Consider the following 23,969-nt stretch of genomic DNA (forward strand, 5'->3'; position numbering starts at 1 on the left):
GATCAGGCGCGGCCCGGCAGCACGCGGTTCGGCGGCCTGTGGCCGTCATAGAAAGCGCGGATGTTGATGATGACCTTGTCACCCATATCGATCCGGCCCTCGATAGTGGCCGAGCTCATATGCGGCAGCAGAACCACCCTGCCCTCTTTCGCCAGCTTGATGAGCTTCGGATTGACGGCGGGTTCGTTCTCATAAACGTCCAGACCGGCCCCGGCAATCTTGCCGCTTTGCAGGCAGCGAATGAGCGCCGCCTCATCGATAATATCGCCACGCGCCGTGTTGACGATGTAGCTCGTCGGCTGCATCAGCGCCAAATGGCGTGCCGAAATCAGGTGGTAGGTCGCAGGTGTCGAGGGGCAATTGACCGAGACGATATCGACGCGCGCGAGCATCTGGTCGAGACTGTCCCAATAGGTCGCTTCCAGCTCCGCTTCCGTTGCCGGGTTGACGCGCTTGCGGTTGTGATAGTGGATCGACAGCCCGAAAGCCTTGGCGCGGCGGGCAACTGCGGTGCCGATGCGGCCCATGCCGACGATGCCGATCCGCTTACCCGAAAGACGCCGGCCCAGCATCCAGGTGGGCGACCAGCCACGCCAGTCTTCTGCGCCATTGGCCAGCACGCGCGTTCCTTCGACCAGACGCCGCGGCACGGCAAGTACCAACGCCATGGTCATATCCGCGCTGTCTTCGGTCAGAACATTCGGCGTATTGGTGACAGTGATGCCCTTGCGCGCAGCCGCGTCCACATCGATGTGGTCTATGCCGTTGGAGAAACCGGCAATCAATTTCAGTTGAGGACCGGCCTGATCGATCATCGCTGCTGTGATGCGGTCCGTCACGGTCGGGACAAGAACGTCCACACGCTGCATCGCCGCCACAAGCTCTGCTTCCGAGCGCGGCTTATCCTCGATGTTCAGTTCGGCCTCGAACAATTCACGCATGCGGGTTTCAACGACATCCGGCAATTTGCGGGTCAAATAGACGGTCGGTCTCTTTTTATTCGTCATTGTCAGCAGGCACCGTGTTCAGAGGTCGTTAACCAAAAAGAGCGATAATTTCTCATCAAGGGCGTTTCTACCAGACCCACCGGCGAAGACAAACAAATCTCGCAGTTGCCGTCGCCGGTTTTGGACATGGTGGCCCGATTGTCATCTTATTGCTAGAACGCAAGGAAACGGAAACCGGCATGCGTAGCATTGTTTCTATTGTTTGCATTGCATTGTCGCTGGGTTTTCTCGATGCCGCAAGCACGCCCGTCATGGCGCAGGGCGCGGCCAAGGGCGCAAGCGGCCTGCCGCTGCCGCGTTTCGTCAGCCTGAAATCCCGACGCGTCAATATGCGCATTGGCCCCAGCACGGATTATGCCGTGTCCTGGATGTATATGAAGTCCGGCATGCCGGTGGAAATCATTCAGGAATACGAAAACTGGCGCCGCATCCGCGATGCCGATGGCACCGAGGGCTGGGTGAACCAGGCGCTGCTTTCCGGCGAACGAACCGCCGTTGCCGCTCCATGGATGCGCGGCAAGGGCAAGGACGTTTATGTGAACATGCGCCGCGAGCCGCAATCCGGTGCCGGTGTCGTTGCCAAGCTGGAGCCCGGCGTGCAGATCCGCATCGGGGAATGCAATGGCGACTGGTGCAAGGCGGAAGCCAGCCAGGTGTCTGGCTGGGTATCTCAGGGCGAAATCTGGGGCGCTTACCCGGGAGAGGCTTTCAAGTAAGCAAGGTCTTCAGAGAAGACCGTGCTTCTCGGCCAGCGCCTTCAGTGATGACATTGGGCGTGGGCCGATCTGCTGGATGACGGCTGCTGCCGCAAGGCATCCGAGCTTGCCGCTGTCTTCCAGCGAACGACCCTGCGTGTAGCCGAAGAGGAAGCCGGAAGCGAAGAGATCGCCCGCGCCGGTCGTATCCACGACATCGTGCACCGGATAGGCATCCACCTTCACGCGTTCGGTTCCGCGCACGATGACGGCACCGTCTTCGCTCATCGTCACAGCCGCGATCTTGCAATCCTCGGCGATTTTCGTCAGCGCCAGATCGAAATCTTCGGTCTCGTAAAGCGACAATGCTTCCTGCTTGTTGGCGAAAACGATATCGACCGTGCCGGAGCGCATCAGGTCCAGAAACTCATCGCGATAGCGGCCGACGCAGAAGCTGTCGGAGAGCGTCATGGAAACTTCGCGACCGTTTTCGTGGGCGATGCGCGCGCAATCGCGGATCGCGTCCTTGGCGCGTGGCGGGTCCCAAAGATAGCCTTCGAAATAGGTGACCTTCGACTCTGCGACCACTTCCGGCTCGACATCTTCCGGGCCGAGCTCCACGCAGGCGCCGAGATAGGTGTTCATAGAGCGTTCGCCGTCCTCGGTCACGAAGATCATGGAACGGGCGGTTGGCGGAAAGGTGCCTTCAGGCTTGGTTTCGAAATGGACGCCCTGCGCGCGGATATCGTGCTGGAAGATTTCTCCCAGTTGGTCTTCCGCAACCTTGCCGAAATAGGCAGCACTTGCGCCAAAATTGGCGATGCCGGCTGCCGTGTTGCCGGCGCTGCCGCCAGAGGCTTCGAGTGCCGGGCCCATCAGCGAATAAAGCAGTTCGGCGCGCTCGGCATCGATCAGGTTCATCGCGCCCTTGGTAATGGCGTTATCATTGAGAAATTTGTCGTCGCAGCGGGAAATGATGTCCACGATGGCGTTGCCAACGGTGAGTACGTCGAATTTTGTCATGAGCCTCTTGTCCGAACCGCATCGACGGATGCGTTATCCGGAACTTGGTCTTAAAGATTTCTGCCGACAATAAAAGAGAAAAGGCGAAGGCGCCCTGAGACTTCCGGTTGTCCGGCCTCATTTTACGTCATCTGGCCGTCATGAAAGGCTGCTATACAGTAACTGTCTCGACACGGATGTACTGGCGAGGCACCGGGCTAAGCGGGGTTGATCCCCGCTTTTTCCTTTTCTGGGCCATGCCAGACCTGTGCACTGTCAGAATAAAAGCGGTTTCGTGCCCCTGCTCTTTCCTGTACATGATGAGGACCTTCCGCATAGCCGCCTCGAAAGTCCTGCCTGATGTATGCTGTTGCCGCCAATGTCGCTCCGATCTTCATTCTCATTCTGATCGGATGGCTGACGGTAAAGGCGAAGCTCTTCAAGGCGGATGCCAGCGATATTCTCAGTGACTTCGTGTTCAAGATTGCGGTGCCCGCGCTGATTTTTCGCACGCTTGCTACCGCCGATTTCCACGGCGCATCTCCGTTCAAACTCTGGATCACCTATTTTACGGGAGTGACCATCACCTGGACCCTCGGCCAGATGGTGACGAAGCATGTCTTTAAACAGGATTTGCGCGTCGCGGTGATTGCAGGGATATCGTCGTCCTTCGCGAATAACATCTTTATCGGCCTGCCGCTTGTTGGCCGTTCCGTCGGCAATGACGGCATTGTCGCCATCTCCATCCTCCTCGTCATCCACCTGCCGATCATGATGATTGCCGGTACGGTGCTGATGGAAGATGCAACCCATAAAGTCATCGGTGGGGAGAAGCGCAGCGCGCTGGCTGTGCTGAAGCAGGTTGGCAGAAACCTTGCCACGAACCCGCTGGTGATCGCGCTCCTGCTGGGCTTGAGCTTCAATATGATCGGTTCGCCCATGCCGGGCGTCATGGCGACGGTGATCGATCAGATTGCCAGTATGGCCGGGCCTGCGGCGCTGATTTCGCTCGGCATGGCGCTGACGAAATATCCGATCCGCGGCAATCTGCGGATCGCGGTGACCATGACCACCTTCAAGCTGCTTCTGATGCCAGCCTGCGTCTGGCTCACCGCGCATCTGTTGGGCCTCAGCCCGGCATGGACAGCAGCATTGGTGCTGACATCCTGCGTCCCGACGGGCATCAATTCCTGGCTGCTTGCCAACCGCTTCGGCATAGGCCACAGCATCGCGGCATCCACGATCAGCATCTCGACGCTTTTCGGCGTGCTGTCGGTTTCGCTCTGGGCCTGGTTGTTAAGCTGAGGCCGCATTCGCGGCCCCAACTGATAACTATTTCTGCGCGCTCAAAACCTTAAAGCGGGCATTGCGGCACACTTCTTCGCTCTTGCGGAATTCGCTGGCAAGGATCGGCTCATAGGGCAGGCCACGATTGGCGACCATCAGCAGCTTGCCGCCGCTGCGCAATGCGCCCGCAGCCGTCTTGATCATCGCTTGACCCAGTGCCGGTTCAGCCGCCTGTCCGCCTGCATGGAAGGGCGGGTTCATGATGATGAGATCGTATTTTTCCTTTGGCGGCTCAGCCACCAGATCCTGCCAGAAGAAGCGGGCCGTCAGGCGGGGATTGTTCTCCAGCAGGTTGTTCTTGGCAAATTCCAGCGCATTCCAATCCGCTTCGAACAGATCGATGCGGGCTGTGCGCGGCGACTTCTCGGCCAGCATGACCGAGAGATAGCCCCAACCAGCACCGAAATCGGCCGCATTGCCATCGAACTCCGTCGGCAGGCGGGAAACGAGCAGTTCCGAGCCATCATCGACGCGATCATGCGAGAACATGCCGGGCATGGCGGTAAAGCGGTTTTCGATGGTGACCGGCTTCTGCTCCAGCTTCGAAATCGCAGCAGAAGCATCCTCCGGCTTCGTGAACCAGAGTGCGACGCCATGATATTTCGGTGTGGATTCGGCCTCGATCCCCAGCTTGGCCAGCGTCTTGCGCAACGTGACGATGCCGTCTTCCTTGGAACCGGCAGCAACGATGAGCCCACCCGCCTTTACGCGCTTCAAGGCTTCCGCCATGCGGTTCTCGTTTTCGCCACGGTGCTTGCCGCAGAGAACGAAAGCCGCGTCGTAATCTTCGCCGGAAATCTCTGGCGTAACCTCAGCGCCAGAAGCCTGGAGGGCGCGGTAAAGCGGACGCAGATTTTGAACCGCGACGATTTCGGCGTCGAAGCCTTCCAGCCGGGGCGCGCCTGCTTCTGCGCCCAGAAACAACACGCGCTCGCCAGCTTTCGGCGCTTCCAGCATGTTTGCAGCGAAGGGGTGGAACAGGGTTTTGATAGCGTCACGGCTCATAGGAGCATCCTTAAGTGCATTTCCAGCAAAAGTGTGAAGCGGTTTTGCGTGCGGATAATGCGTTAGAACAAATAGAAAAAAGGCGCGGGCAGAACCCGCGCCTCGATTATGAGAAAGCGGTACCGCCTTATTCGGCGGCAGCGTCGCCTTCGCTCTTCTTTTCAGCAACGACTTCCTTGCCGGTTGCCTGGTCGACAACCTTCATGGAGAGGCGAACCTTGCCGCGCTCATCGAAGCCCATCAGCTTGACCCAAACCTTGTCGCCTTCCTTGACGACGTCGGAGGTCTTGGCAACGCGCTCGGAAGCCAGCTGCGAGATGTGAACGAGGCCGTCACGTGCGCCGAAGAAGTTGACGAATGCGCCGAAGTCTGCGGTCTTGACGACCGTGCCTTCGTAGATCTGGCCAACTTCCGGCTCTGCCACGATGGAGTGGATCCACTTGCGGGCCGCTTCGATTTCCTTGCCGGAAGAGGAAGCGATCTTGACGGTGCCGTCGTCTTCGATGTTGATCTTCGCGCCGGTCTTTTCGACGATTTCGCGAATGACCTTACCGCCGGAGCCGATGACTTCACGGATCTTGTCGACCGGAATGTTCATGACTTCGATACGCGGTGCGAATTCGCCGAGCTGGCCGCGGCTCTCGGTGATGGCATTGGCCATTTCGCCGAGAATGTGCGTGCGACCGCCCTGAGCCTGCTCCAGAGCAACCTTCATGATCTCTTCGGTGATACCGGCGATCTTGATGTCCATCTGCAGCGAGGTGATGCCGTCTGCCGTACCGGCAACCTTGAAGTCCATGTCGCCGAGGTGATCTTCGTCACCGAGAATATCGGAGAGAACCGCGAAACGGTCGCCTTCGAGAATCAGGCCCATGGCGATACCGGCAACCGGCTTTGCCAGAGGAACGCCTGCATCCATCAGAGCGAGCGAGGTGCCGCAAACGGTTGCCATGGAGGACGAACCGTTGGACTCGGTGATTTCCGAGACGACGCGCAGCGTGTAGGGGAACTGCTCGGCAGATGGCAGCATTGGGCGGATTGCGCGCCATGCCAGCTTGCCGTGGCCGATTTCGCGACGGCCTGGGGAGCCCATGCGGCCCGTTTCACCGACCGAGTAGGGCGGGAAGTTGTAATGCAGCAGGAAGCGTTCCTTGTACATGCCGGTCAGGCTGTCGACATACTGCTCGTCTTCGCCAGTGCCGAGTGTGGCAACAACGATGGCCTGGGTTTCGCCGCGCGTGAAGAGCGCCGAACCATGCGTGCGTGGCAGAAGGCCGACTTCCGAGATGATCGGACGAACCGTGGAGAGATCGCGACCGTCGATACGGCTCTTGGTGTCGAGAATGTTCCAGCGAACGATCTTCGCCTGAAGGTGCTTGAAGACAGCGCCGATTTCTTCGGGCGTGTACTTGGCTTCGCCTTCTTCCGGCAGGAAGTGCGCCTTGACCTTCGCCTTTACGGCGTCGACGGCGTTGTAGCGGGCAGCCTTTTCGGTGATCTTGTAGGCATCACGCAGTTCTGCTTCGGCAAGGCCGAGCATTTCGTTTTCGAGAGCGGAGAAATCTTCCGGTTCGAATTCGCGCGGCTCCTTGGCGGCGACTTCAGCGAGTTTGATGATCGCGTCGATAACCGGCTGGAAGCCCTTGTGGCCGAACATGACGGCGCCGAGCATGATCTCTTCGTTGAGTTCCTTGGCTTCGGACTCGACCATCAGAACGGCGTCCTGCGTACCGGCAACGACGAGGTCGAGAACGGACTCGTCCATCTCGTCGAGATGCGGGTTGAGAACATATTCGCCGTTGATGTAGCCGACGCGCGCGCCGCCGACCGGGCCCATGAAGGGAACGCCGGAAAGCGTCAGCGCTGCGGAAGCGGCAACCATCGACAGAACGTCCGGGTTGTTTTCCAGATCGTGCTGGATAACCGTGACGACGACCTGCGTGTCGTTCTTGTAGCCTTCAGGGAAGAGCGGGCGGATCGGGCGGTCGATCAGGCGGGAAACGAGCGTTTCGTTTTCGCTTGGACGGCCTTCGCGCTTGAAGTAGCCGCCTGGGATCTTACCGGCAGCGTAGGTCTTTTCCTGATAGTTGACCGTCAGCGGGAAGAAGTCCTGGCCCGGCTTCGGAGACTTTGCGGAAACGACGGTTGCGAGAACCATCGTCTCGCCATAGGTGGCGATGACGGCGCCGTCAGCCTGACGGGCAACCTTGCCCGTTTCCAGCTTCAGCGGGCGGCCTGCCCATTCGATTTCCACGGAATGTTGATTGAACATATCTTGTCCTTCTTGTCGCCGCGCTTTTTGAAAAGAGCGGCTGCGAACCAAATCACGGGCAAGACAGCGGGAGGCTTTTAAAAGAGCGCCACCGTGTTCGGTGACAAGCGTCCTGCAATCCTGCCCCATGACAGGTCATCGGTTGGTTCAGACGGCTCCGGCCCATCCGGCCCGTCTTCGTTTTCCGGCATGGTGCCGGATGAAAAACCGACGGGCACCTTCAAGAGGTGGCCCGCCGGTCAGGTTTTAGCGGCGAATGCCCAAGGCGCCGATCAGCTTCGTGTAACGGGCGTCGTCCTTCTTCTTCAGATAGTCGAGAAGCGAACGGCGGCTGGAAACCAGCGTCAGAAGGCCACGACGAGAGTGGTTGTCCTTCTTGTGGCCCTTGAAGTGTTCGGTCAGGTTGTTGATCCGCTCGGTCAGGATTGCGACCTGAACTTCAGGCGAACCGGTGTCGCCTTCCTTCGTTGCATATTCCTTGATGAGGGCGGCTTTGCGCTCTGCAGTAATCGACATCGTGATATCCTTTCTATTTTAAGGAAAACGGGACGCCACGTGCCGGGATGTCGTCCAGCACTGGCCATTCAATAGCAAAGGCAACGCCTAGCTGGCGGTGCCTATAAACCATTCCGGGTGCAAATGAAAGAGGCTTAGCTCTTCGCCTCTTTTAACTGGTTTCAGCCGAAGACGCGCTTGGGACGGAACTCGCCCTGACCGATCTCGCCAATCGCGATCAGCCTGCCGCGCGCGGTAGCATAGGCTTCCGATTCCTGCGTCGGCGCATCGCGACCACGCAGCAGGATGGGATTGCCCATTTTCAGGCGATGCGCCTGATCATCATTGATGATCAGATGCGGCAGTGAGGACAGGGCTTCGGACGTATCGATGAGGTAAGCGTCGAGAGCTGCGAGGCGCTCGTCGCGGTCTTCGATGGTTTCCAGTTCCGTCAGCTTTTCCAGCGGCACCATCACGTCTTCGGCAAAGGGCGCGACCATGGAGCGCCGCAACTCGGAAATGAAACCGTAGCAGCCGAGATCGCGACCCATGTCACGCGCCAGCGCACGAACATAGGTGCCCTTGCCGCATTCCACTTCGAAATGCGCGGTATTCTCATCCGGGCATGCCAGCAGCGTCAGGCGATGAACTTCGACTTCACGAGCGGGTATTTCAACGATCTCACCCTCGCGGGCCAGATCATAGGCGCGCTCACCGGCAATCTTGATGGCGGAAAACTGCGGCGGGATCTGGAGGATCGTGCCGGTATATTTCGACAAGAGATCACGGACATCCTGCTCGCTCGGACGGGTGTCGGAGGTGTTGAGGACCTCCCCTTCCATATCGTCCGTCGTGCGCTCTTCACCCCAGCTGACGGTGAACTCGTAAATCTTGCGACCGTCCATGACGTAAGGCACGGTCTTTGTGGCATCGCCGAGCGCAATCGGCAGCATGCCGGAGGCGAGCGGATCGAGCGTTCCGGCGTGGCCTGCCTTCTGCGCGTTGAAAAGCCACTTGATCTTGGAAACGGCTTCGGTGGAGCCGAAGTCGAACGGCTTGTCGAGGATGAGCCAACCGGAAATCGGGCGGCCCTTGGGTTTGCGGTTCTGCTGTTTGCGTGGTTTGGACATTCTTCAGTTCTGTTCGTCGTCTTTTTCGTTGGAAGGTCCGAGGTCGCGCTGCACTTCGGGAGAGCGCAGCAGGGCATCGATCTTCTTGTAATTGTCAAAGCTGGTATCGTCGCGGAAGCGAAGTTCAGGCACGTATTTGAACTGCTGCAAATGCGGACCCAGCCTGCCGCGCAGGTATTTGGCATGCCGGTTCAGCGCCGCGATCGTATCGGTGTGATCGGCAACGCCGAGTGGAGTCACATAGGCGGTGGCGATCTTCAGATCGGGAGACATGCGGACTTCCGAAATGGAAATGATTGTCTTCTCGATCAGGTCGTCACGCACTTCGCCGCGCTGGAGAATCTGGGTGATCGCAGCGCGCACCTGTTCACCAACGCGCAACATGCGTTGGGAGGGTGCGGATGATGTTGCTTTTGCCATTGTTATTCTTGCCTCAGCATTATGGGAAACGGAATTGAGATGTCGCCCAAGCTTCTGGTTAAGCACCGTCTGGCTGAAGACCGCTAAAGCCGTCTTTTGCCGGGTACCCTTAAAATTCAGCGAGCGCCGGTAAAGCCAGCGCTCGCTACAATTCAGTCAATCAAGCAGAGCGCTTAGAGCGTTCTGGTAATATGCTCCACGCGGAAGCACTCGATCGTGTCGCCTGCGCGAATGTCTTCGTAGTTTTCGAAGGCCATACCGCATTCCTGGCCGACCGGCACTTCATTGACTTCGTCCTTGAAGCGCTTGAGCGTCTTGAGCTTGCCTTCGTGGATGACGACGTTGTCGCGAACCAGACGAACGCCTGCACCACGTTCCACCTTGCCTTCGACCACACGGCAACCGGCAACCTTGCCGACCTTGGTGATGTTGAAGACTTCGAGGATTTCGGCATTGCCGAGGAAGGTCTCGCGACGTTCCGGCGACAGGAGGCCAGACATCGCCGCCTTCACGTCATCCACCAGATCGTAGATGATGTTGTAGTAGCGGATTTCGATGCCAGCACGCTCGGACGCGGTGCGTGCCTGTGCATTCGCACGGACGTTGAAGCCGATGATCGCGGCGTTGGATGCTTCTGCAAGAGAAATATCCGATTCCGTGATGGCGCCTGCGCCCGAATGAACGATGCGTGCGCGCACTTCGTCGGTGCCGAGCTTTTCGAGCGATGCGATGATCGCTTCGACGGAACCCTGCACGTCGGCCTTGATGACCAGCGGGAACTCCTTCATGCCGGAAGTCTGTAGCTGGCTCATCATCTGCTCGAGCGAACCGCGCTGGCCGGTCTGGCGGGCAACGGCCTTGTCACGGGCAAGACGCTGACGATACTCGGAAATCTCGCGCGCACGGCTTTCGCTTTCGACAACCGCGAAACGGTCACCGGCAGACGGCGTACCGGACAGGCCGAGAATTTCGACCGGCATGGCTGGGCCCGCTTCCTTGACGTGCTCACCCTTGTCGTTGACCAGAGCGCGCACACGGCCCCACTGATCGCCAGCAACGATGATCTGACCCGGCTTCAGCGTACCCTTCTGGACGAGAACGGTGGCAACCGCACCGCGACCACGGTCGAGCTCGGCTTCGATGACCGTGCCTTCCGCCGTACGGGTCGGGTCGGCCTTGAGGTCGAGGATTTCGGCCTGCAGCAGGATGGCTTCCAGCAGCTTGTCGAGACCCTGCTTCTTCTTGGCAGAGACTTCCACGTCCAGCACTTCACCGCCCATGGATTCCACGAACACTTCGTGCTGGAGCAGTTGCTGGCGAACCTTTTCAGGGTTTGCCTCGTGCTTGTCGATCTTGTTGATCGCCACGATGATCGGAACACCGGCGGCCTTGGCATGGTTGATCGATTCGATCGTCTGCGGCATCACGCTGTCGTCAGCCGCAACCACCAGAATGGCGATGTCGGTTGCCTGCGCACCGCGGGCACGCATGGCCGTGAAGGCAGCGTGGCCGGGGGTGTCGATGAAGGTGATCTTCTGGCCGTTCTGCTCGACCTGATAAGCACCGATATGCTGGGTGATGCCACCGGCTTCACCAGCAACGACGTTGGCCTGACGGATGGCGTCGAGCAGCGAGGTCTTGCCGTGGTCGACGTGACCCATGATGGTGACGACCGGCGGACGCGACTGCATTTCGCCTTCGACGTCGGCAATGTTGAAGATACCTTCTTCGACGTCCGATTCCGAAACGCGCTTGACGGTGTGGCCGAATTCGCCAGCGATCAGTTCAGCCAGATCGGCGTCGATGACGTCGCCCGGCTTCATCATCTGGCCTTCCTTCATCAGGTACTTGATGACGTCCACCGCACGCTCCGCCATGCGCTGCGACAGTTCCTGAATGGTGATGGTTTCCGGCAGGATGACTTCGCGCATGACTTTTTCGCGCGTTTCCTGCATCTGGCTGCGGCGGAATTTTTCCTGGCGGCGACGCATGGAGGCGAGCGAACGACCGCGTGGCGAACCTTCTTCATCGAGGTTCGACGTAACAGTCAGCTTGCCGCGACGACGCTCGTCTTCCGTCTTCAGACGGGCAGCAGGCTTGGCGGGCGCAGGTGCAACGACCTTGCCGCGAGCCGGCGCACTGGTACGACGTGCATTGCGATCGTCGTCATCGTCCTTATCGGTACGGCGAGCGCCTGGAACACCACGGCCCGGCATGTCTGGAGCCGGAGCAGCGGCGGCGGCTGGAGACGGACGTGGCGACTGCGGACGCACATCGCGACGCACCGGCTGAGCAGCCGTCGTCGTTGCCGGGCGTTCCGCTGGCTTTTCTTCCACCTTGGCAGGAGCTTCGCTTGCAGCTTTTGCTGCCGCGGCTTCTTCGGCGGCGCGACGTGCTGCTTCTTCCTTCTCCGCGGCAATGCGCTGTTCTTCTTCGACCTTGCGGCGAGCCTCATCTTCGGCACGCTGCTTGGCTTCTACGATATCGCGAGCCTGGGCTTCAGCCAAAGCGCGGCGACGCGCATCCATTTCACCGGCAGAAAGGTCATGCAGAACGGCACCGCGAGGGCGCTCTGGCTGACGCTGCTGCGAAGATGGCTGCGAGCGCTGCTGATTGTTGTTCGGCTGATGAACGCGGGGTGCCGGTTGCTGCGGACGCGGCGCGGCTGGCGCAGCAACAGGTGCTGCAGGCCGGGGCTGCTGCGCAACAACAGGGGCTGGCGCCACATGCTTCTCGTCTTCAGGACGTATGGGGCGTCGCTTGCGTGTCTCCACGACAACTGCGTTGGTGCGACCACGACCCATATCCTGACGCACCGTGCCCTGATTCAACCCGCCCGGCTTGAGGGTGAGCGTCTTCTTAGGCTGTGCGTTGAGTGTCTTGTCGTCGTTGTTATCGGTCATTCCGTTCCCGTTCCTTCAGACGAGAGCCGGATGACACCATCAGGCCCTGTCTTTCAATTGCTGCATCCGAACACGGAAACCGGTCTTGTCCGATAACCGCATCATTGTCGTTCCGTTCGGGCAGCGCCAACTTCCGCTTCAGTTTTCTCGCCGTGGCGATACCGCTCAAGCATCTTTGCGCGCTTCACTACACCCTCACCCGCCTGTCCCGCAAGCGCGCAGGCATGGATAAAAGCATTCTGGCCCATCAGTTCGTCCATTTCCGCTCCGGTGAAGAGCTTGAAGGACGGTATTTCCTTGTCGGTGCCCGTACCGAGCACCCAGGCCTTGCGGGCCTGATCCAGTTTGCGGACACCATCGGCTGCGGCATCGGTGGCGTGGAAGACGGCGAGCGCCTGTCCAGACCGGACAGCCGCATCCACCTTCATCGCGCCGCTGATGAACTGACCCGCCTTGCGCGCCATGTTCATCATGCCCGTCACCTGCTGCACCATCAGCCGGTCCAGTATCTCCAGAAGATCCGGCCCTGCCTTGGCATCCGTTTTCAAGGCGCGCGCAAAGAGCTTCTTTGCGATTGCCTTTTCGACCACGGCGCGCTCTGCGGTTACCCAGCAGCCGCGCCCCGGCAATTGGCGTTTCAGGTCCGGCACGACGGAGCCGTTCGGGCCTGCGACGAAGCGGATCAGCTCATCCGGCGATCCGCTCTGCCGTGTCACAATGCACATACGCCCATTGGCGTTGCCTTCTGCCAAATCCTCGTCGGATTCGACCTCGGGCTCATGCGCCTGCGAAATCATTCCTCAACAGCGGTATCCGCCTCCTCGGTCGTATCCGCATCTTCCGCAGCCTGCTGTTCGGCAGCCAGTTCTTCCTCGGTGATCCAGCCAGCCAGAAGGCGGGCCTGAAGAACCATGTTCTCAGCTTCGACGCGCGAAACGTCGAGCTTGGAGAAGATGCCGTCGAACTTCTTCGTCTCGCCATCCTTGCGTTCGGTCCAGCCAACCAGATCGTCAGCCGCACAGCCTGCGAAGTCTTCAACCGACTTGATGCCGTCTTCACCGAGGGCAACCATCATCTGCGAGGTCAGACCGTCGTCTGGCGCAGCTCGTCAGCAACACCGAGTTCGCGACGCTTGGCATCCATTTCCGCTTCGACGCGGTCGAGATATTCCTTGGCGCGCGTCTGGATTTCAACAGCGGTGTCTTCATCGAAGCCATCGATGGACGAGATTTCGTCCAGCTCGACATAGGCGAGTTCCTCGACCTGCGCGAAGCCTTCCGATGCCAGAACCTGGCCGACCATCTCGTCAACGTCCAGCGCTTCCATGAAGAGGTTGGTACGCTCGTTGAATTCCTTCTGACGACGCTCGGATTCTTCCTGTTCCGTCATGATGTCGATGTCCCAGCCGGTCAGCTGCGAAGCGAGGCGGACGTTCTGACCGCGACGACCGATGGCAAGCGACAACTGCTCATCCGGCACCACCACTTCGATACGCTCGGATTCTTCATCCAGAACGACCTTGGCCACTTCCGCAGGCTGCAGCGCGTTGACGATGAAGCTTGCAGGCTCCTGGCTCCACGGAATGATGTCGATCTTTTCGCCCTGAAGCTCGCCGACAACGGCCTGAACGCGCGAACCGCGCATACCGACGCAGGCGCCGACAGGATCGATGGAGGAATCGTTCGAAATCACGGCGATCTTGGCGCGCGAACCCGGATCACGGGCAACCGACTTGATCTGGATGATGCCGTCGTAGATTTCCGGCACTTCCATGGTGAAGAGCTTGACCATGAACTGCGGATGGGTACGCGAGAGGAAAATCTGCGGGCCGCGCTGTTCACGACGAACGTCGTAGACATAGGCGCGAACGCGGTCGCCGTAACGCAGGTTTTCACGCGGAATCATCTCGTCACGACGGATGATGCCTTCGCCACGACCGAGGTCAACGATAACGTTGCCATATTCGACGCGCTTGACCGTGCCGTTGATGATTTCACCAATACGATCCTTGAACTCGTCATACTGGCGGTCACGCTCGGCTTCACGAACCTTCTGTACGATGACCTGCTTTGCAGACTGTGCGGCGATACGGCCAAAATCCATCGGCGGCAGCGGGTCTGCGATGAAGTCGCCGATCTTGGCATCGACATTGCGGTCGCGCGCCAGTTCAAGCGGAATCTGGGTGCCGTAATCCTCGGCCTTCTCCACCACTTCCAGAAGACGCTGAAGGCGGATTTCGCCGGTCTTGGAGTTGATGTCGGCGCGAATGTTGGTTTCGGAGCCGTAACGCGAGCGGGCGGCCTTCTGGATAGCATCGGCCATTGCGGCAAGCACGATCTCGCGGTCGATGACCTTTTCGCGCGCCACAGCATCGGCGATCTGCAGAAGCTCAAGCCGGTTAGCACTTACTGCCATTTTTCTGTCTCCATAAGTCGCATGTTTGCGTTGGGTACAGCCCCGTGGGGCGTCTCTAATTCGAATTAGTCTTCGTCTGCTTCTTCGTTCTGGTTCGCAGCAGCGGCGGCCTTGGCCTGCTTGTCTGCCCGCAGAGCGTCACGAATAAGGTCATCCGTCAAAATCAGCTTCGCATCCGAAAGCGTGTTGAACGGGATCGTCACGACCGGCTCTTCACCATAGCCGATCTGATCACGCTCGAGCTTGAAACCGTCCGCCTCTACTTCCGCGATCTTGCCGCGGAAACGCTTGCGATTATCCACCAGGATAGACGTCTCGACCTTGACGAGATGTCCCTGCCAGCGCGCAAAATCCGACTTGCGCACCATGGGGCGATCGATGCCGGGCGACGATACTTCCAGATGATACGCTTTCTCGACCGGATCTTCCACATCGAGAACCGGCGAAATGGCCATGGAGACCGCTTCGCAATCTTCCACGGTCATGGTGCCGTCCTCGCGTTCGGCCATGATCTGCAAAGTCGAGCCATTCTGGCTGGAAAGTCGAACTCTGACAAGAACGAAACCCATTCCGGTCAAAACCGGCTCGATGATTTCGGCGATCCGCTGGTCGATGCCAGTTTCGGTTATCAGTCTCGGTTCGGCTTCTGCCATTATGCTCTTCCGGTCTTCCTCAAGCGGAACATCTGCTCCGATAAAACAATCCGCCTAACGAAAAAGAGCGGAGCCTTGCGGGCCCCACTCTTCATCAGACGATCAAGAATTTGAATGGGCATATAAACCCTTGTAGCCGGAATTGCAAGGTTTACGGCTTAAAACCGGAGATTCGATTTTTTTGCCACAAAATGACCACTGGCGAGTTTGAATGAGTGGCGCTACCCGCCTCGCCGTTTATAGTGGCTTGCGCCAGAACAGCAGTTGAAATCAATTGGATCGCTCGTGCCGGACCGTAAATCGCCACTCGCGCCACTCAGGCACCCGACCTACAAGCGAATATGGTTCGCCAGCCTCGCCTCCAATTTCGGTGGCCTCATTCAGGCGGTGGGTGCCGCATGGATGATGACCGCGCTTTCGACATCCGAAAACATGATCGCGCTGGTGCAGGCATCCACCTCGTTGCCGATCATGCTCTTCTCTCTGGTATCTGGCGCACTCGCAGACAGTTTCGACCGCAGGCGCATCATGATCTCGGCCCAGCTTCTGATGCTGGTGGCTTCCGTGCTGCTCACCGCCTTCGCCTGGGCCAACCTGCTGACGCCATGGCTGTTATTGTTCTTCACCTTCATGATCGGCTGCGGCACGGCGCTCAACAATCCCTCCTGGCAGGCGTCCGTCGGTGAGATGGTCCCACGCGAAGACTTGCCAGCCGCGGTCACGCTCAACAGCGTCGGCTTCAACATCACCCGCAGTGTTGGTCCTGCCATCGGCGGTGTCATCGTCGCTGCCGCCGGTGCTGCCGCGGCCTTCTTCGTCAATGCGCTCAGCTATTTCGCGCTGATCTACGCCCTGGTCAAATGGCAGCCGCCGAAGAACACGTCGACGCTTCCGCGTGAGCAGCTTCTCGCCGCCATATCTGCCGGTATGCGCTATGTGGCGATGTCGCCCAATATCGGCAAGGTTCTGGTGCGCGGCTTCCTTTTCGGGCTTTCCGCCAGTGCCATCCTTGCCCTCATGCCGCTTGTGGCGCGCGATCTGGTTCAGGGCGGGCCGCTGACCTATGGCGTCATGCTCGGAGCCTTCGGCGTCGGTGCCATCGGCGGCGCGCTGATCAGCGCCCGGCTGCGCGAGATGCTGAGCAGCGAGTGGATCGTGCGGGTGGCCTTCCTTGGCTTTGCGCTCAGCGCGGGTGTGACGGCCATCAGCACCAACGCCATCATCACCAGCCTCGTGCTGACGATTTCCGGCGCCAGCTGGGTTCTTGCGCTCTCGCTCTTCAACACCATCGTCCAGCTTTCCACTCCGCGCTGGGTGGTTGGACGTGCTCTTTCGCTTTACCAGACGCTGACCTTCGGCGGCATTGCGCTGGGTAGCTGGCTATGGGGCTCACTGGCCGAAGATCACGGCCTGACCTTCTCGCTTCTCTGTTCCTGCGCGCTGATGTTGCTCGGCGTCGTCGTCGGCTTCAAGCTGACCATGCCAGCCTTCGCCTCGCTCAACCTCGATCCGCTCAACCGCTTCGTGGAACCATCGCTGCGGCTGGACGTGAAGCCGCGCAGCGGACCCATTGCCATCATGGTTGATTACGAAATCGATGATGCGGATCTGCCGGAATTCATGGCGATCATGGCGGAGCGACGGCGTATTCGCCTACGTGATGGCGCGCAGAACTGGAGCCTGATGCGGGATCTCGAAAACCCGGATATCTGGACCGAGATTTACCATGTCCCGACATGGGTGGAATATGTCCGGCACAATCACCGCCGCACGCAGGCAGATGCCGAAAGCTGGGATCGTATCCTGACCCTCCATCGCGGGCAGACACGCCCGCGTGTCCACCGTATGATCGAACGCCAGGCCATTCCGCCGCAGGACGATATCTTCCATAAGGCGCATATCGACCCGCACTGAGCGGGTCGATATTTACTTCAGCTTTGCCTTTAGAGAAGCATCCGGGAAGCAGGTGGGCTGCAAACCGTTCTTTGCCTGCCAGTCGCCCAGTGAGCGGCGTGTCTTGAAACCGGCCAGACCATCTGCTTTGCCAACGTCGTAACCCCTGGCGACCAGAGCCTTCTGCATTGCCAGCACGTCGGATCGTAACATGGAGCCGACATTGCCCCACTCGGCCTTGAAGGGACCCGCACCATAGGCGATGCGATCTGCGAGGTTGCCGATGAAGAGCGCGTAGAGGTCTGAGTTGTTGTATTCCTTGATGACGTAGAAATTCGGCGTCACGACGAATTCCGGGCCATGGCGTCCAGCCGGGACGAGCATCATGCCCTCGGCACTCAAGTCATTGGCGGGAAAGCCCTTTCCGGAAATGCGGGTGATCCCCATCTTCGCCCATTCCGCAACCGGCTTTGCCAGATCAGGCCCTTCCTGCGCGCAGGATACATTGTCTGGTATGGAAACCTCGAAGCCCCAGTCGCGGTCGCGCTGCCAGCCGCGCTTCGATAGATAGTTAGCGATGGATGCGAGCGCGTCAGGTACGGAATTCCAGATGTCACGATGACCGTCACCATCGAAATCGACGGCGTATTTCAGATAGCTGGAGGGCATGAATTGCGGCTGGCCGAGCGCGCCTGCCCATGATCCCATCATGCGCGAGGCGGGCACATCCCCGCTTTCGGCAATCTTCAACGCATCGATCAACTCGGCGCGGAACATATCCTTGCGGGTGGAGGCATAGGCCTTGGTTGCCAAAACGTCGATGACGGAATTCGGAAGTTTGGCGCGACCGAAACCGGACTCGCGGCCCCATATGGCAACGACAATATTGCCGGGCACGCCATAGGTCGCCTCGATGCGTTTCAGTGTCGCGGCGTGGGTGGTGGCCAGAGAACGGCCCGTTGCTGCCAGACCTTGCAGGCGCGTTTCGGAGAAGTAGGCGCCGGGAGAGGAAAACTCCGCCTGGCTCTGCGCCTGCTCCTTCGGCGGCTTCTGGCCGGGAACGATGACATCCGGCAGTTTCCAGTTGATCGTCAGTCCCGTCAGCGCTGCTTCGAGAGTTTTCTGCGAAACACCCGCCTTGCGCGCTTCCGGCCAGATTTCTTTTCTCAGCCAGGCGTTGAATTCCGCATCGTATTTTGCTGCAGCAGCGCCGGTTGGGATGGATTGCGCCATTGCAGAACCGGATGACAAAAGCGAGATGGCGGCGGCTATAGCAAGGCCGATGGTGTGAGCGCGCATTCGGTCTCCTTCGATAATCTGACTCTGTGTTTACGCATTTTCCCAACGCAAAACCACGTCACACGTTTGCTGAAAATACTTCTAAATCGCCGTGCGTGCACGAAGTGCCGCCGTTAGCGTGCCTTCGTCCAGATAATCCAGTTCGCCGCCCACTGGGACGCCATGTGCAAGGCGGGTGATCTTGACGCCGAGATCGGTCAGTCGGTCGGTAATATAATGCGCCGTCGCCTGCCCCTCGACGGTGGCGTTGACGGCGATGATGAGTTCCTTGATGCCGCCAGCGGTGACGCGCTCGATCAGGCCCTTGATGTTCAAGTCCTCCGGCCCCACACCATCCAGCGGCGAGAGCGTGCCGCCTAAAACATGATAGGCCGTGTTCATTGCGCCCGCCCGCTCCAGCGCCCAGAGGTCCGAGACATCTTCGACAACGATGATGACGGACTGGTCACGACGTTCATCCGAACACACGGTGCAGGGATCGATCGTATCGACATTGCCGCAGCAGGAGCAGATCTTTACCTTGTCATAGGCTTCGCCCATGGCGTGGCCGAGGGGACCGAGCAGCTGTTCCTTCTTTTTGATGAGGTGAAGGGCTGCGCGGCGGGCCGAGCGCGGCCCAAGCCCCGGCACCTTTGCCAGAAGCTGGATCAATTTTTCGATTTCAGGACCAGTGACTCGTTTTGCCATGAAGCGTTTCTACTGCATTAATCGTTGAACGGGAATCACAAGCGCGAAAGGCGTGTCATGAAAATTCAGGCCGTTTGCCGGGCCGAGCCCAGAGCACTCCCCGGCAAGACATCGAAGACCGGCATCTTCAAGCATGCCCTGCAAGGCCCGGTCATGGTGGATGAGGCTGGCATCGTGGGAGATGCCGTCTGTAACCGCAAGCACCACGGCGGGCCGGATCAGGCCATCTATGTCATGGGCTCCGCCGATCTGGATTTCTGGTCACGCGAACTTCGCCGTGAGATCGAGCCCGGATTTTTCGGTGAAAATCTGGTGATCGAGGGCATCGACAGCGCAGAACTTCATGTCGGCGACCGGCTGGAACTGGTGCAGGTCACACTTGAAGTCACCGCAGCGCGCATACCCTGCGCCACATTGAACGCCCGTATCGGTGATCCGCATTTTACCCCACGGTTCCGGGAGGCCGGTCATCCCGGCTTTTACTGCCGGGTGCTGAAACCCGGCATGATAGAGGCTGGCGAAAGCGTGACCTTCGTTCCCTATGAGGGGACGAAACTGCTGATCCCGGTCATCCTGCAGCGCTTCCGGCCCAACCGCCTGTCTGAGGAAGAGCGCGTCGCGTTTCTCGACACGCCCCTTGCCAGTCGCTTTCGCGCGATGATCGAGACTTAGCGCCGTTTCCAAGCAGCTTCTTAGAAAGGCAGCTTCATGCCGGGCGGCAGAGGAATACCGGCAGTGATGCCCGCCATCTTTTCCTGCGCCTGCGCCTCACCCTTTTCCTTTGCATCCTTGTGAGCTGCAACGATCAGGTCTTCGAGAATTTCGACGTCGTCTTCCTTGAAGAGCGATGGATCGACCTTGAGGCCGCGCATTTCACCCTTGCCGTTGAGTGTAACGGTGACGAGGCCGCCACCGGATGTGCCGTGGACTTCCAGTGCGGCAATTTCTTCCTGCACCTTCTCCATCTTGGCCTGCATTTCCTTGACCTTGCCCATCATGCCCATGATGTCACGCATGGCTGAAACTCCTCTTTTGTTGTAGCGGCGGATTGTCCGAAAACCGCTTCACACTTTTCGATCCGCCGCTTATTAGAATTCGATATCGTCGCCCGGAAGGATGTCACCTTCGCTGGATTCGGCAACGGAAGGCGGTGCGATCTCATCCGCCTCTTCCACCAATGGCGCGCGAATACGCACGTCCGTAATCTTGGCACCGGGAAACTGCGAGAGGATCGCGGCAACATCCGGGTCCTGACGCGCATCGACAAGCCGCGCATTTCGCGCATTGCCTTCGGCCTCGACCAGCGTCGGCTCGCCCTCTTCCTTGCTGAGGCTGACGATCCAGTGGATGCCGGTCCATTCCTTCAGCTTGACGCCGAGTTCACCGGGAAGCGTTCCCGGTGCGCCTTCGCCAAGCCGCATGTCGAGACGACCCGGCTCCAGCCGCACCAGACGAACGAAATTGCGAACCTTCGCCCTCATCACCGGATCGCGGTTCTTCTGGCAGAGATCGGCGATATCCTGCACCGATTTTACCGGCACCTTCGGTTCCGGTCGTTCTTCGGTCCGGGGTGCCGCAACCTGCATCTCCTGCGGGCGGCTATCCGGCACGGCGCGCAACATGGCTGTCGGCTGCGGAGAGGATTGCATCTGCGGTGAGGCTTGGGCTGAGGCTACGGCCTGAGTGGATGAGTACGCACGCGCACCACCGCCATTTCCGCCACCGCCTGACGGACCGCCGTTCGAAGAGCTGCCCTCACCATTGGAAAGCTCCGCCAGACGGCGCGCTGCATCTTCAGGTGCAGGAAGATTTGCCGCATGCGACAGGCGGATCAGCACCATTTCGGCAGCGCCTGCCGGACGCGAGGCGTTTTCCGTTTCCGGTATTCCCTTCAGCAGCATCTGCCAGATGCGGGACAGGGTGGAGACGGCAATGCTATCAGCAAATTCGGCACCGCGCACACGCTCCACTTCCGAAAGCGACGGGTCTTCCGCTGCATCCGGCACATATTTCATACGCGTGACGAGGTGGGTAAAATCCGCCAGATCGTTGAGAATGACGACAGGGTTGGCACCTGCCTCATATTGCGCGGTGAACTCGGAAAGTGCCGCGGCCACATCGCCTTTGACGACATGTTGAAACAGATCGACGATGCGAGCGCGGTCCGCAAGACCCAGCATGCCGCGCACCGCTTCCGCCTCTACGCGACCGCCGCCATGGGCAATCGCCTGATCCAGTAGCGAGAGACCGTCACGCGCCGAACCCTCCGCCGCACGCGCGATCATCGCCAATGCCTGTGGATCGGCCTCGAAACCTTCCTTGGAGGAAATGGCCGTGAACAGACCAACCAGATCGGCAGCGCTGATGCGGCGCAGATCGAAGCGCTGGCAGCGCGAGAGAACCGTGATCGGAACCTTGCGGATTTCGGTCGTCGCGAAAATGAACTTCACATGCTCCGGCGGCTCTTCGAGCGTCTTCAACAGGCCGTTGAAAGCCTGCGTCGAAAGCATGTGCACTTCATCGATAATGTAGACTTTGTAGCGCGCCGAAACCGGGCGGTAACGCACCTGCTCGATGATCTCGCGAATGTCATCGATACCCGTATGCGAGGCGGCGTCCATCTCGATAACATCGACATGGCGGCCTTCCATGATGGCCTGGCAATGTTCGCCGGGAACGCGCAGGTCGATGGTCGGCTTGTCGATCTCGGGCGTCTTGTAGTTCAGCGCGCGCGCCAGAATGCGCGCCGTCGTCGTCTTGCCCACGCCGCGAACGCCGGTCAGCATATAGGCCTGGGCAATACGACCGGTTTCGAACGCGTTGGTCAGCGTGCGAACCATCGGCTCCTGCCCGACCATCAGATCGGAGAAATCCTTGGGGCGATATTTGCGTGCCAAGACCCGGTAACCGGTACCCTGCTCATTCGTCTGGGGCATGTTGGTTCCGGTGTCGCTCATCGCCTCGCCAGTTTTGAAGTTGGGCCCGCTTTCAGGCTGAACTGGCCCGGCGAAGCAGAGCGCGTCTAAAAAAGAAAAGGTGGGAGGCTGGCACGGCGACCCGTGCCTGGCTCGTTAGGGCTGCTTCCTTCCGGACCTGACCCGGTTGGCGAGTGGCTCGTCCACCACCAACCTCCCGGGGCCACATATCGGCAATATTAAAAGCAAATGCAAGCCAAGCCTTCAAAAAACTGCTATCGCTGTGAAAACAGTTTATAATTGCGCCTGTGGCAGGAGCGAAAACGCTGACATTTCCACGCCACATGCTTTGGAGGACACCTTGGACACATTCCGGCTGGACGACAGACTGGCTCGCGATAGCGCGCTGATCACCACTCTTGGTCTCTGCCAGCTGCGCATTCAGAACGACAGCCGCTGGCCCTGGCTTGTGCTCGTCCCGCAGCGCAACGATGTCAGCGAATTGTTCGACCTGACGCCTCTCGATCAGGCGGTGCTGACATTCGAAACCAATCTGGTTGCGGCAGCCCTGAAGGACATCACCGGCGCGACCAAGATCAATGTCGGCGCACTTGGCAATATCGTTCGCCAGCTACACGTCCATATTATCGCACGCAACGAAGGCGATCCTTGCTGGCCGGGGCCGATCTGGGGACAGGGCACCGCTATACCTTACGCCGAAGACGAGAAACAGACATTCATGAAGAAACTGGCTGGCGCGCTCTGATGATCTCAAAAAGCATTTTCGAAACCAACTCGCCACATCCCGAACCCTCGACTCTCACAGCATTCGCTCAGAACGGTCTCAACCGTCTGGCGGAGAAACGTGATGAAAACTGCGTTGTCGATGCCTTGAAGGTCGAAGGTACGCATCTGCTTGCCTTTGCGGGCAACAAGCTTGTTCTGAAGCACGACGATCAGGTGCTAGACCCGCTCTTCTCCGCCTATGAACTGGCTGAGCTCGATCCGGATTTCGAACGGGCGATCCTGCTCGGCCACAAGGAAAACGGCGAGCCCCGCGTGGCCGTGCCGGTGGGTGTGGCGGAAGATGCGCTTGCCAGTCACTACAAGCCGGTGGATGCACGCTCGCTCTACCGCGACCAGCTGATTGGCGAGGAACTGCTCGGCGAAGTCGCGCAGGCCGTCAGCCTCGTCAACTGGAATGCCGACAACAGGTTCTGCGGTCGCTGCGGCGGTCACATGGAACTTCGCATCGGCGGCTACAAGCGCATCTGCGCCAGCTGCGGCCACACCATCTTTCCGCGCACCGACCCCGTCGTCATTATGCTGACCATCGATCTGGAGCGCGAACTCTGCCTTTTGGGCCGTGGAGCCCATTTCGCGCCGGGCATGTATTCCTGCCTTGCGGGGTTCGTGGAGCCGGGCGAGACGATCGAGAATGCTGTGCGCCGCGAAACGCGGGAAGAGTCCAGCATCGAGATCGGTCGCGTCCGTTATCACGCATCACAGCCATGGCCTATGCCACATACGCTGATGATCGGCTGCTATTCGGAAGCACTCTCCTTCGATATTACGCGTGACGAGGCAGAGCTTGAGGATTGCCGCTGGTTCACGCGTGACGAGGTGGTGGAGATGTTGAATGCGAGCGCCGCCAACGGCAAATCCCCTCCCCCACGCGGCGCGATTGCGCATCGGCTGATGCGGGACTGGATCGAGTGGGATGGGGTGAGGTAAACCGTCAGCACCATCGCGTTCTTCGACACGCTCCCGTGCTAACCTTCGACGAGCTGCGCTCTTGTCTTGCATTATGCCTTGCTGAGGTTAGCGCAGT

The 23,969-nt window shown here is 59.3% G+C and carries 21 protein-coding genes, 1 other RNA gene and 1 pseudogene; 6 read left to right on the forward strand and 17 right to left on the reverse strand.

Going from position 1 to position 23,969, the window contains the following annotated elements:
- Positions 1-2: 2 nt before the first annotated feature.
- Positions 3-1,007, reverse strand: coding sequence for a 2-hydroxyacid dehydrogenase (locus tag CFBP5473_RS00260; protein ID WP_027674532.1), 1,005 nt, complete (start codon positions 1,005-1,007; stop codon positions 3-5).
- Between the two features lie 179 nt (positions 1,008-1,186).
- On the opposite strand from CFBP5473_RS00260, the gene CFBP5473_RS00265 reads away from it, so the two are divergent.
- Entirely contained in the window at positions 1,187-1,723 is a 537-nt protein-coding gene (locus CFBP5473_RS00265; RefSeq protein WP_027674533.1) for an SH3 domain-containing protein, read from the forward strand.
- A gap of 9 nt (positions 1,724-1,732) precedes the next feature.
- Here the strand turns inward: CFBP5473_RS00265 and CFBP5473_RS00270 are convergent, their stop codons facing one another.
- Positions 1,733-2,725, reverse strand: coding sequence for an adenosine kinase (locus CFBP5473_RS00270; protein ID WP_027674534.1), 993 nt, complete (start codon positions 2,723-2,725; stop codon positions 1,733-1,735).
- 339 nt (positions 2,726-3,064) lie between these two features.
- Here CFBP5473_RS00270 and CFBP5473_RS00275 point away from each other — a divergent pair, with 339 nt between their 5' ends.
- Positions 3,065-4,009, forward strand: coding sequence for an AEC family transporter (locus CFBP5473_RS00275; RefSeq protein WP_027674535.1), 945 nt, complete (start codon positions 3,065-3,067; stop codon positions 4,007-4,009).
- Positions 4,010-4,036: 27 nt separating this feature from the next.
- Here CFBP5473_RS00275 and CFBP5473_RS00280 read toward each other — a convergent pair whose 3' ends face one another.
- From CFBP5473_RS00280 to rimP, 10 genes and pseudogenes are all read right to left on the reverse strand, one after another.
- The gene (locus CFBP5473_RS00280; RefSeq protein ID WP_027674536.1) at positions 4,037-5,056 is read right to left on the reverse strand and encodes a class I SAM-dependent methyltransferase; all 1,020 of its coding nucleotides are present in this window, start codon (positions 5,054-5,056) and stop codon (positions 4,037-4,039) included.
- 127 nt (positions 5,057-5,183) lie between these two features.
- Positions 5,184-7,328 (reverse strand): polyribonucleotide nucleotidyltransferase, encoded by a 2,145-nt coding sequence (gene pnp, locus CFBP5473_RS00285; protein ID WP_027674537.1) that lies wholly within the window; start codon positions 7,326-7,328, stop codon positions 5,184-5,186.
- A gap of 77 nt (positions 7,329-7,405) precedes the next feature.
- On the reverse strand, positions 7,406-7,552 hold the full coding sequence (locus CFBP5473_RS24975; protein WP_157835795.1) for a hypothetical protein: 147 nt from the start codon (positions 7,550-7,552) through the stop codon (positions 7,406-7,408).
- A 22-nt stretch (positions 7,553-7,574) separates the two neighbouring features.
- On the reverse strand, positions 7,575-7,844 hold the full coding sequence (gene rpsO / locus CFBP5473_RS00290) for a 30S ribosomal protein S15 (protein WP_027674538.1): 270 nt from the start codon (positions 7,842-7,844) through the stop codon (positions 7,575-7,577).
- A gap of 161 nt (positions 7,845-8,005) precedes the next feature.
- Entirely contained in the window at positions 8,006-8,953 is a 948-nt protein-coding gene (gene truB / locus CFBP5473_RS00295) for a tRNA pseudouridine(55) synthase TruB (protein WP_027674539.1), read from the reverse strand.
- A 3-nt stretch (positions 8,954-8,956) separates the two neighbouring features.
- Complete coding sequence (gene rbfA / locus CFBP5473_RS00300) at positions 8,957-9,373, reverse strand: 30S ribosome-binding factor RbfA (protein WP_027674540.1); 417 nt, start codon at positions 9,371-9,373, stop codon at positions 8,957-8,959.
- Between the two features lie 173 nt (positions 9,374-9,546).
- Positions 9,547-12,276 (reverse strand): translation initiation factor IF-2, encoded by a 2,730-nt coding sequence (gene infB / locus CFBP5473_RS00305; RefSeq protein ID WP_027674541.1) that lies wholly within the window; start codon positions 12,274-12,276, stop codon positions 9,547-9,549.
- Between the two features lie 101 nt (positions 12,277-12,377).
- Complete coding sequence (locus CFBP5473_RS00310; protein WP_027674542.1) at positions 12,378-13,073, reverse strand: RNA-binding protein; 696 nt, start codon at positions 13,071-13,073, stop codon at positions 12,378-12,380.
- Positions 13,070-14,691: pseudogene (gene nusA / locus CFBP5473_RS00315) on the reverse strand (transcription termination factor NusA). The gene CFBP5473_RS00310 and the pseudogene nusA overlap by 4 nt, the downstream one beginning before the upstream one ends.
- 65 nt (positions 14,692-14,756) lie before the next feature.
- On the reverse strand, positions 14,757-15,344 hold the full coding sequence (gene rimP, locus CFBP5473_RS00320; protein WP_027674543.1) for a ribosome maturation factor RimP: 588 nt from the start codon (positions 15,342-15,344) through the stop codon (positions 14,757-14,759).
- 285 nt (positions 15,345-15,629) lie between these two features.
- Between rimP and CFBP5473_RS00325 the strand changes: the two genes are divergently transcribed.
- The gene (locus tag CFBP5473_RS00325; RefSeq protein ID WP_027674544.1) at positions 15,630-17,258 is read left to right on the forward strand and encodes an MFS transporter; all 1,629 of its coding nucleotides are present in this window, start codon (positions 15,630-15,632) and stop codon (positions 17,256-17,258) included.
- 12 nt (positions 17,259-17,270) lie between these two features.
- Here CFBP5473_RS00325 and CFBP5473_RS00330 read toward each other — a convergent pair whose 3' ends face one another.
- A complete protein-coding gene (locus CFBP5473_RS00330) occupies positions 17,271-18,536 on the reverse strand; it encodes a lytic murein transglycosylase (RefSeq protein ID WP_027674545.1) in 1,266 nt (421 codons plus the stop codon).
- Between the two features lie 81 nt (positions 18,537-18,617).
- The gene (recR, locus tag CFBP5473_RS00335; protein WP_027674546.1) at positions 18,618-19,223 is read right to left on the reverse strand and encodes a recombination mediator RecR; all 606 of its coding nucleotides are present in this window, start codon (positions 19,221-19,223) and stop codon (positions 18,618-18,620) included.
- A gap of 57 nt (positions 19,224-19,280) precedes the next feature.
- Here recR and CFBP5473_RS00340 point away from each other — a divergent pair, with 57 nt between their 5' ends.
- Complete coding sequence (locus tag CFBP5473_RS00340; protein WP_027674547.1) at positions 19,281-19,895, forward strand: MOSC domain-containing protein; 615 nt, start codon at positions 19,281-19,283, stop codon at positions 19,893-19,895.
- Positions 19,896-19,915: 20 nt separating this feature from the next.
- On the opposite strand, the gene CFBP5473_RS00345 is transcribed toward CFBP5473_RS00340, so the two are convergent.
- The 3 genes from CFBP5473_RS00345 to ffs all read right to left on the reverse strand — a co-directional run bounded on the left by CFBP5473_RS00345 (position 19,916) and on the right by ffs (position 22,356).
- Positions 19,916-20,239, reverse strand: coding sequence for a YbaB/EbfC family nucleoid-associated protein (locus tag CFBP5473_RS00345; RefSeq protein ID WP_027674548.1), 324 nt, complete (start codon positions 20,237-20,239; stop codon positions 19,916-19,918).
- A 72-nt stretch (positions 20,240-20,311) separates the two neighbouring features.
- Positions 20,312-22,180, reverse strand: a complete 1,869-nt coding sequence (locus CFBP5473_RS00350; RefSeq protein WP_027674549.1) for a DNA polymerase III subunit gamma/tau — start codon at positions 22,178-22,180, stop codon at positions 20,312-20,314.
- A 79-nt stretch (positions 22,181-22,259) separates the two neighbouring features.
- Positions 22,260-22,356, reverse strand: an RNA gene (ffs, locus tag CFBP5473_RS00355) — signal recognition particle sRNA small type.
- Positions 22,357-22,499: 143 nt separating this feature from the next.
- Between ffs and CFBP5473_RS00360 the strand changes: the two genes are divergently transcribed.
- Both CFBP5473_RS00360 and nudC read left to right on the forward strand, forming a co-directional pair.
- Positions 22,500-22,904, forward strand: a complete 405-nt coding sequence (locus CFBP5473_RS00360) for an HIT domain-containing protein (protein WP_106389347.1) — start codon at positions 22,500-22,502, stop codon at positions 22,902-22,904.
- Positions 22,904-23,872: an NAD(+) diphosphatase gene (gene nudC, locus CFBP5473_RS00365; RefSeq protein ID WP_084631530.1), complete on the forward strand. Its 969-nt coding sequence runs from the start codon at positions 22,904-22,906 to the stop codon at positions 23,870-23,872. Before CFBP5473_RS00360 ends, nudC begins: the two co-directional genes overlap by 1 nt.
- Positions 23,873-23,969 lie beyond the last annotated feature (97 nt).

The sequence above is a fragment of the Agrobacterium larrymoorei genome (assembly GCF_005145045.1).
Lineage (GTDB): Bacteria > Pseudomonadota > Alphaproteobacteria > Rhizobiales > Rhizobiaceae > Agrobacterium > Agrobacterium larrymoorei.

Excerpts from the sequence above, each read along its gene's own strand:
- CFBP5473_RS00260 (WP_027674532.1), bottom strand. The coding sequence starts at position 1,007 with ATGACGAATAAAAAGAGACCGACCGTCTATTTGACCCGCAAATTGCCG.
- CFBP5473_RS00265 (WP_027674533.1), top strand. The coding sequence starts at position 1,187 with ATGCGTAGCATTGTTTCTATTGTTTGCATTGCATTGTCGCTGGGTTTT.
- CFBP5473_RS00270 (WP_027674534.1), bottom strand. The coding sequence starts at position 2,725 with ATGACAAAATTCGACGTACTCACCGTTGGCAACGCCATCGTGGACATC.
- CFBP5473_RS00275 (WP_027674535.1), top strand. The coding sequence starts at position 3,065 with ATGTATGCTGTTGCCGCCAATGTCGCTCCGATCTTCATTCTCATTCTG.
- CFBP5473_RS00280 (WP_027674536.1), bottom strand. The coding sequence starts at position 5,056 with ATGAGCCGTGACGCTATCAAAACCCTGTTCCACCCCTTCGCTGCAAAC.
- pnp (WP_027674537.1), bottom strand. The coding sequence starts at position 7,328 with ATGTTCAATCAACATTCCGTGGAAATCGAATGGGCAGGCCGCCCGCTG.
- rpsO (WP_027674538.1), bottom strand. The coding sequence starts at position 7,844 with ATGTCGATTACTGCAGAGCGCAAAGCCGCCCTCATCAAGGAATATGCA.
- truB (WP_027674539.1), bottom strand. The coding sequence starts at position 8,953 with ATGTCCAAACCACGCAAACAGCAGAACCGCAAACCCAAGGGCCGCCCG.
- rbfA (WP_027674540.1), bottom strand. The coding sequence starts at position 9,373 with ATGGCAAAAGCAACATCATCCGCACCCTCCCAACGCATGTTGCGCGTT.
- infB (WP_027674541.1), bottom strand. The coding sequence starts at position 12,276 with ATGACCGATAACAACGACGACAAGACACTCAACGCACAGCCTAAGAAG.
- CFBP5473_RS00310 (WP_027674542.1), bottom strand. The coding sequence starts at position 13,073 with ATGATTTCGCAGGCGCATGAGCCCGAGGTCGAATCCGACGAGGATTTG.
- rimP (WP_027674543.1), bottom strand. The coding sequence starts at position 15,344 with ATGGCAGAAGCCGAACCGAGACTGATAACCGAAACTGGCATCGACCAG.
- CFBP5473_RS00330 (WP_027674545.1), bottom strand. The coding sequence starts at position 18,536 with ATGCGCGCTCACACCATCGGCCTTGCTATAGCCGCCGCCATCTCGCTT.
- recR (WP_027674546.1), bottom strand. The coding sequence starts at position 19,223 with ATGGCAAAACGAGTCACTGGTCCTGAAATCGAAAAATTGATCCAGCTT.
- CFBP5473_RS00340 (WP_027674547.1), top strand. The coding sequence starts at position 19,281 with ATGAAAATTCAGGCCGTTTGCCGGGCCGAGCCCAGAGCACTCCCCGGC.
- CFBP5473_RS00345 (WP_027674548.1), bottom strand. The coding sequence starts at position 20,239 with ATGCGTGACATCATGGGCATGATGGGCAAGGTCAAGGAAATGCAGGCC.
- CFBP5473_RS00350 (WP_027674549.1), bottom strand. The coding sequence starts at position 22,180 with ATGAGCGACACCGGAACCAACATGCCCCAGACGAATGAGCAGGGTACC.
- nudC (WP_084631530.1), top strand. The coding sequence starts at position 22,904 with ATGATCTCAAAAAGCATTTTCGAAACCAACTCGCCACATCCCGAACCC.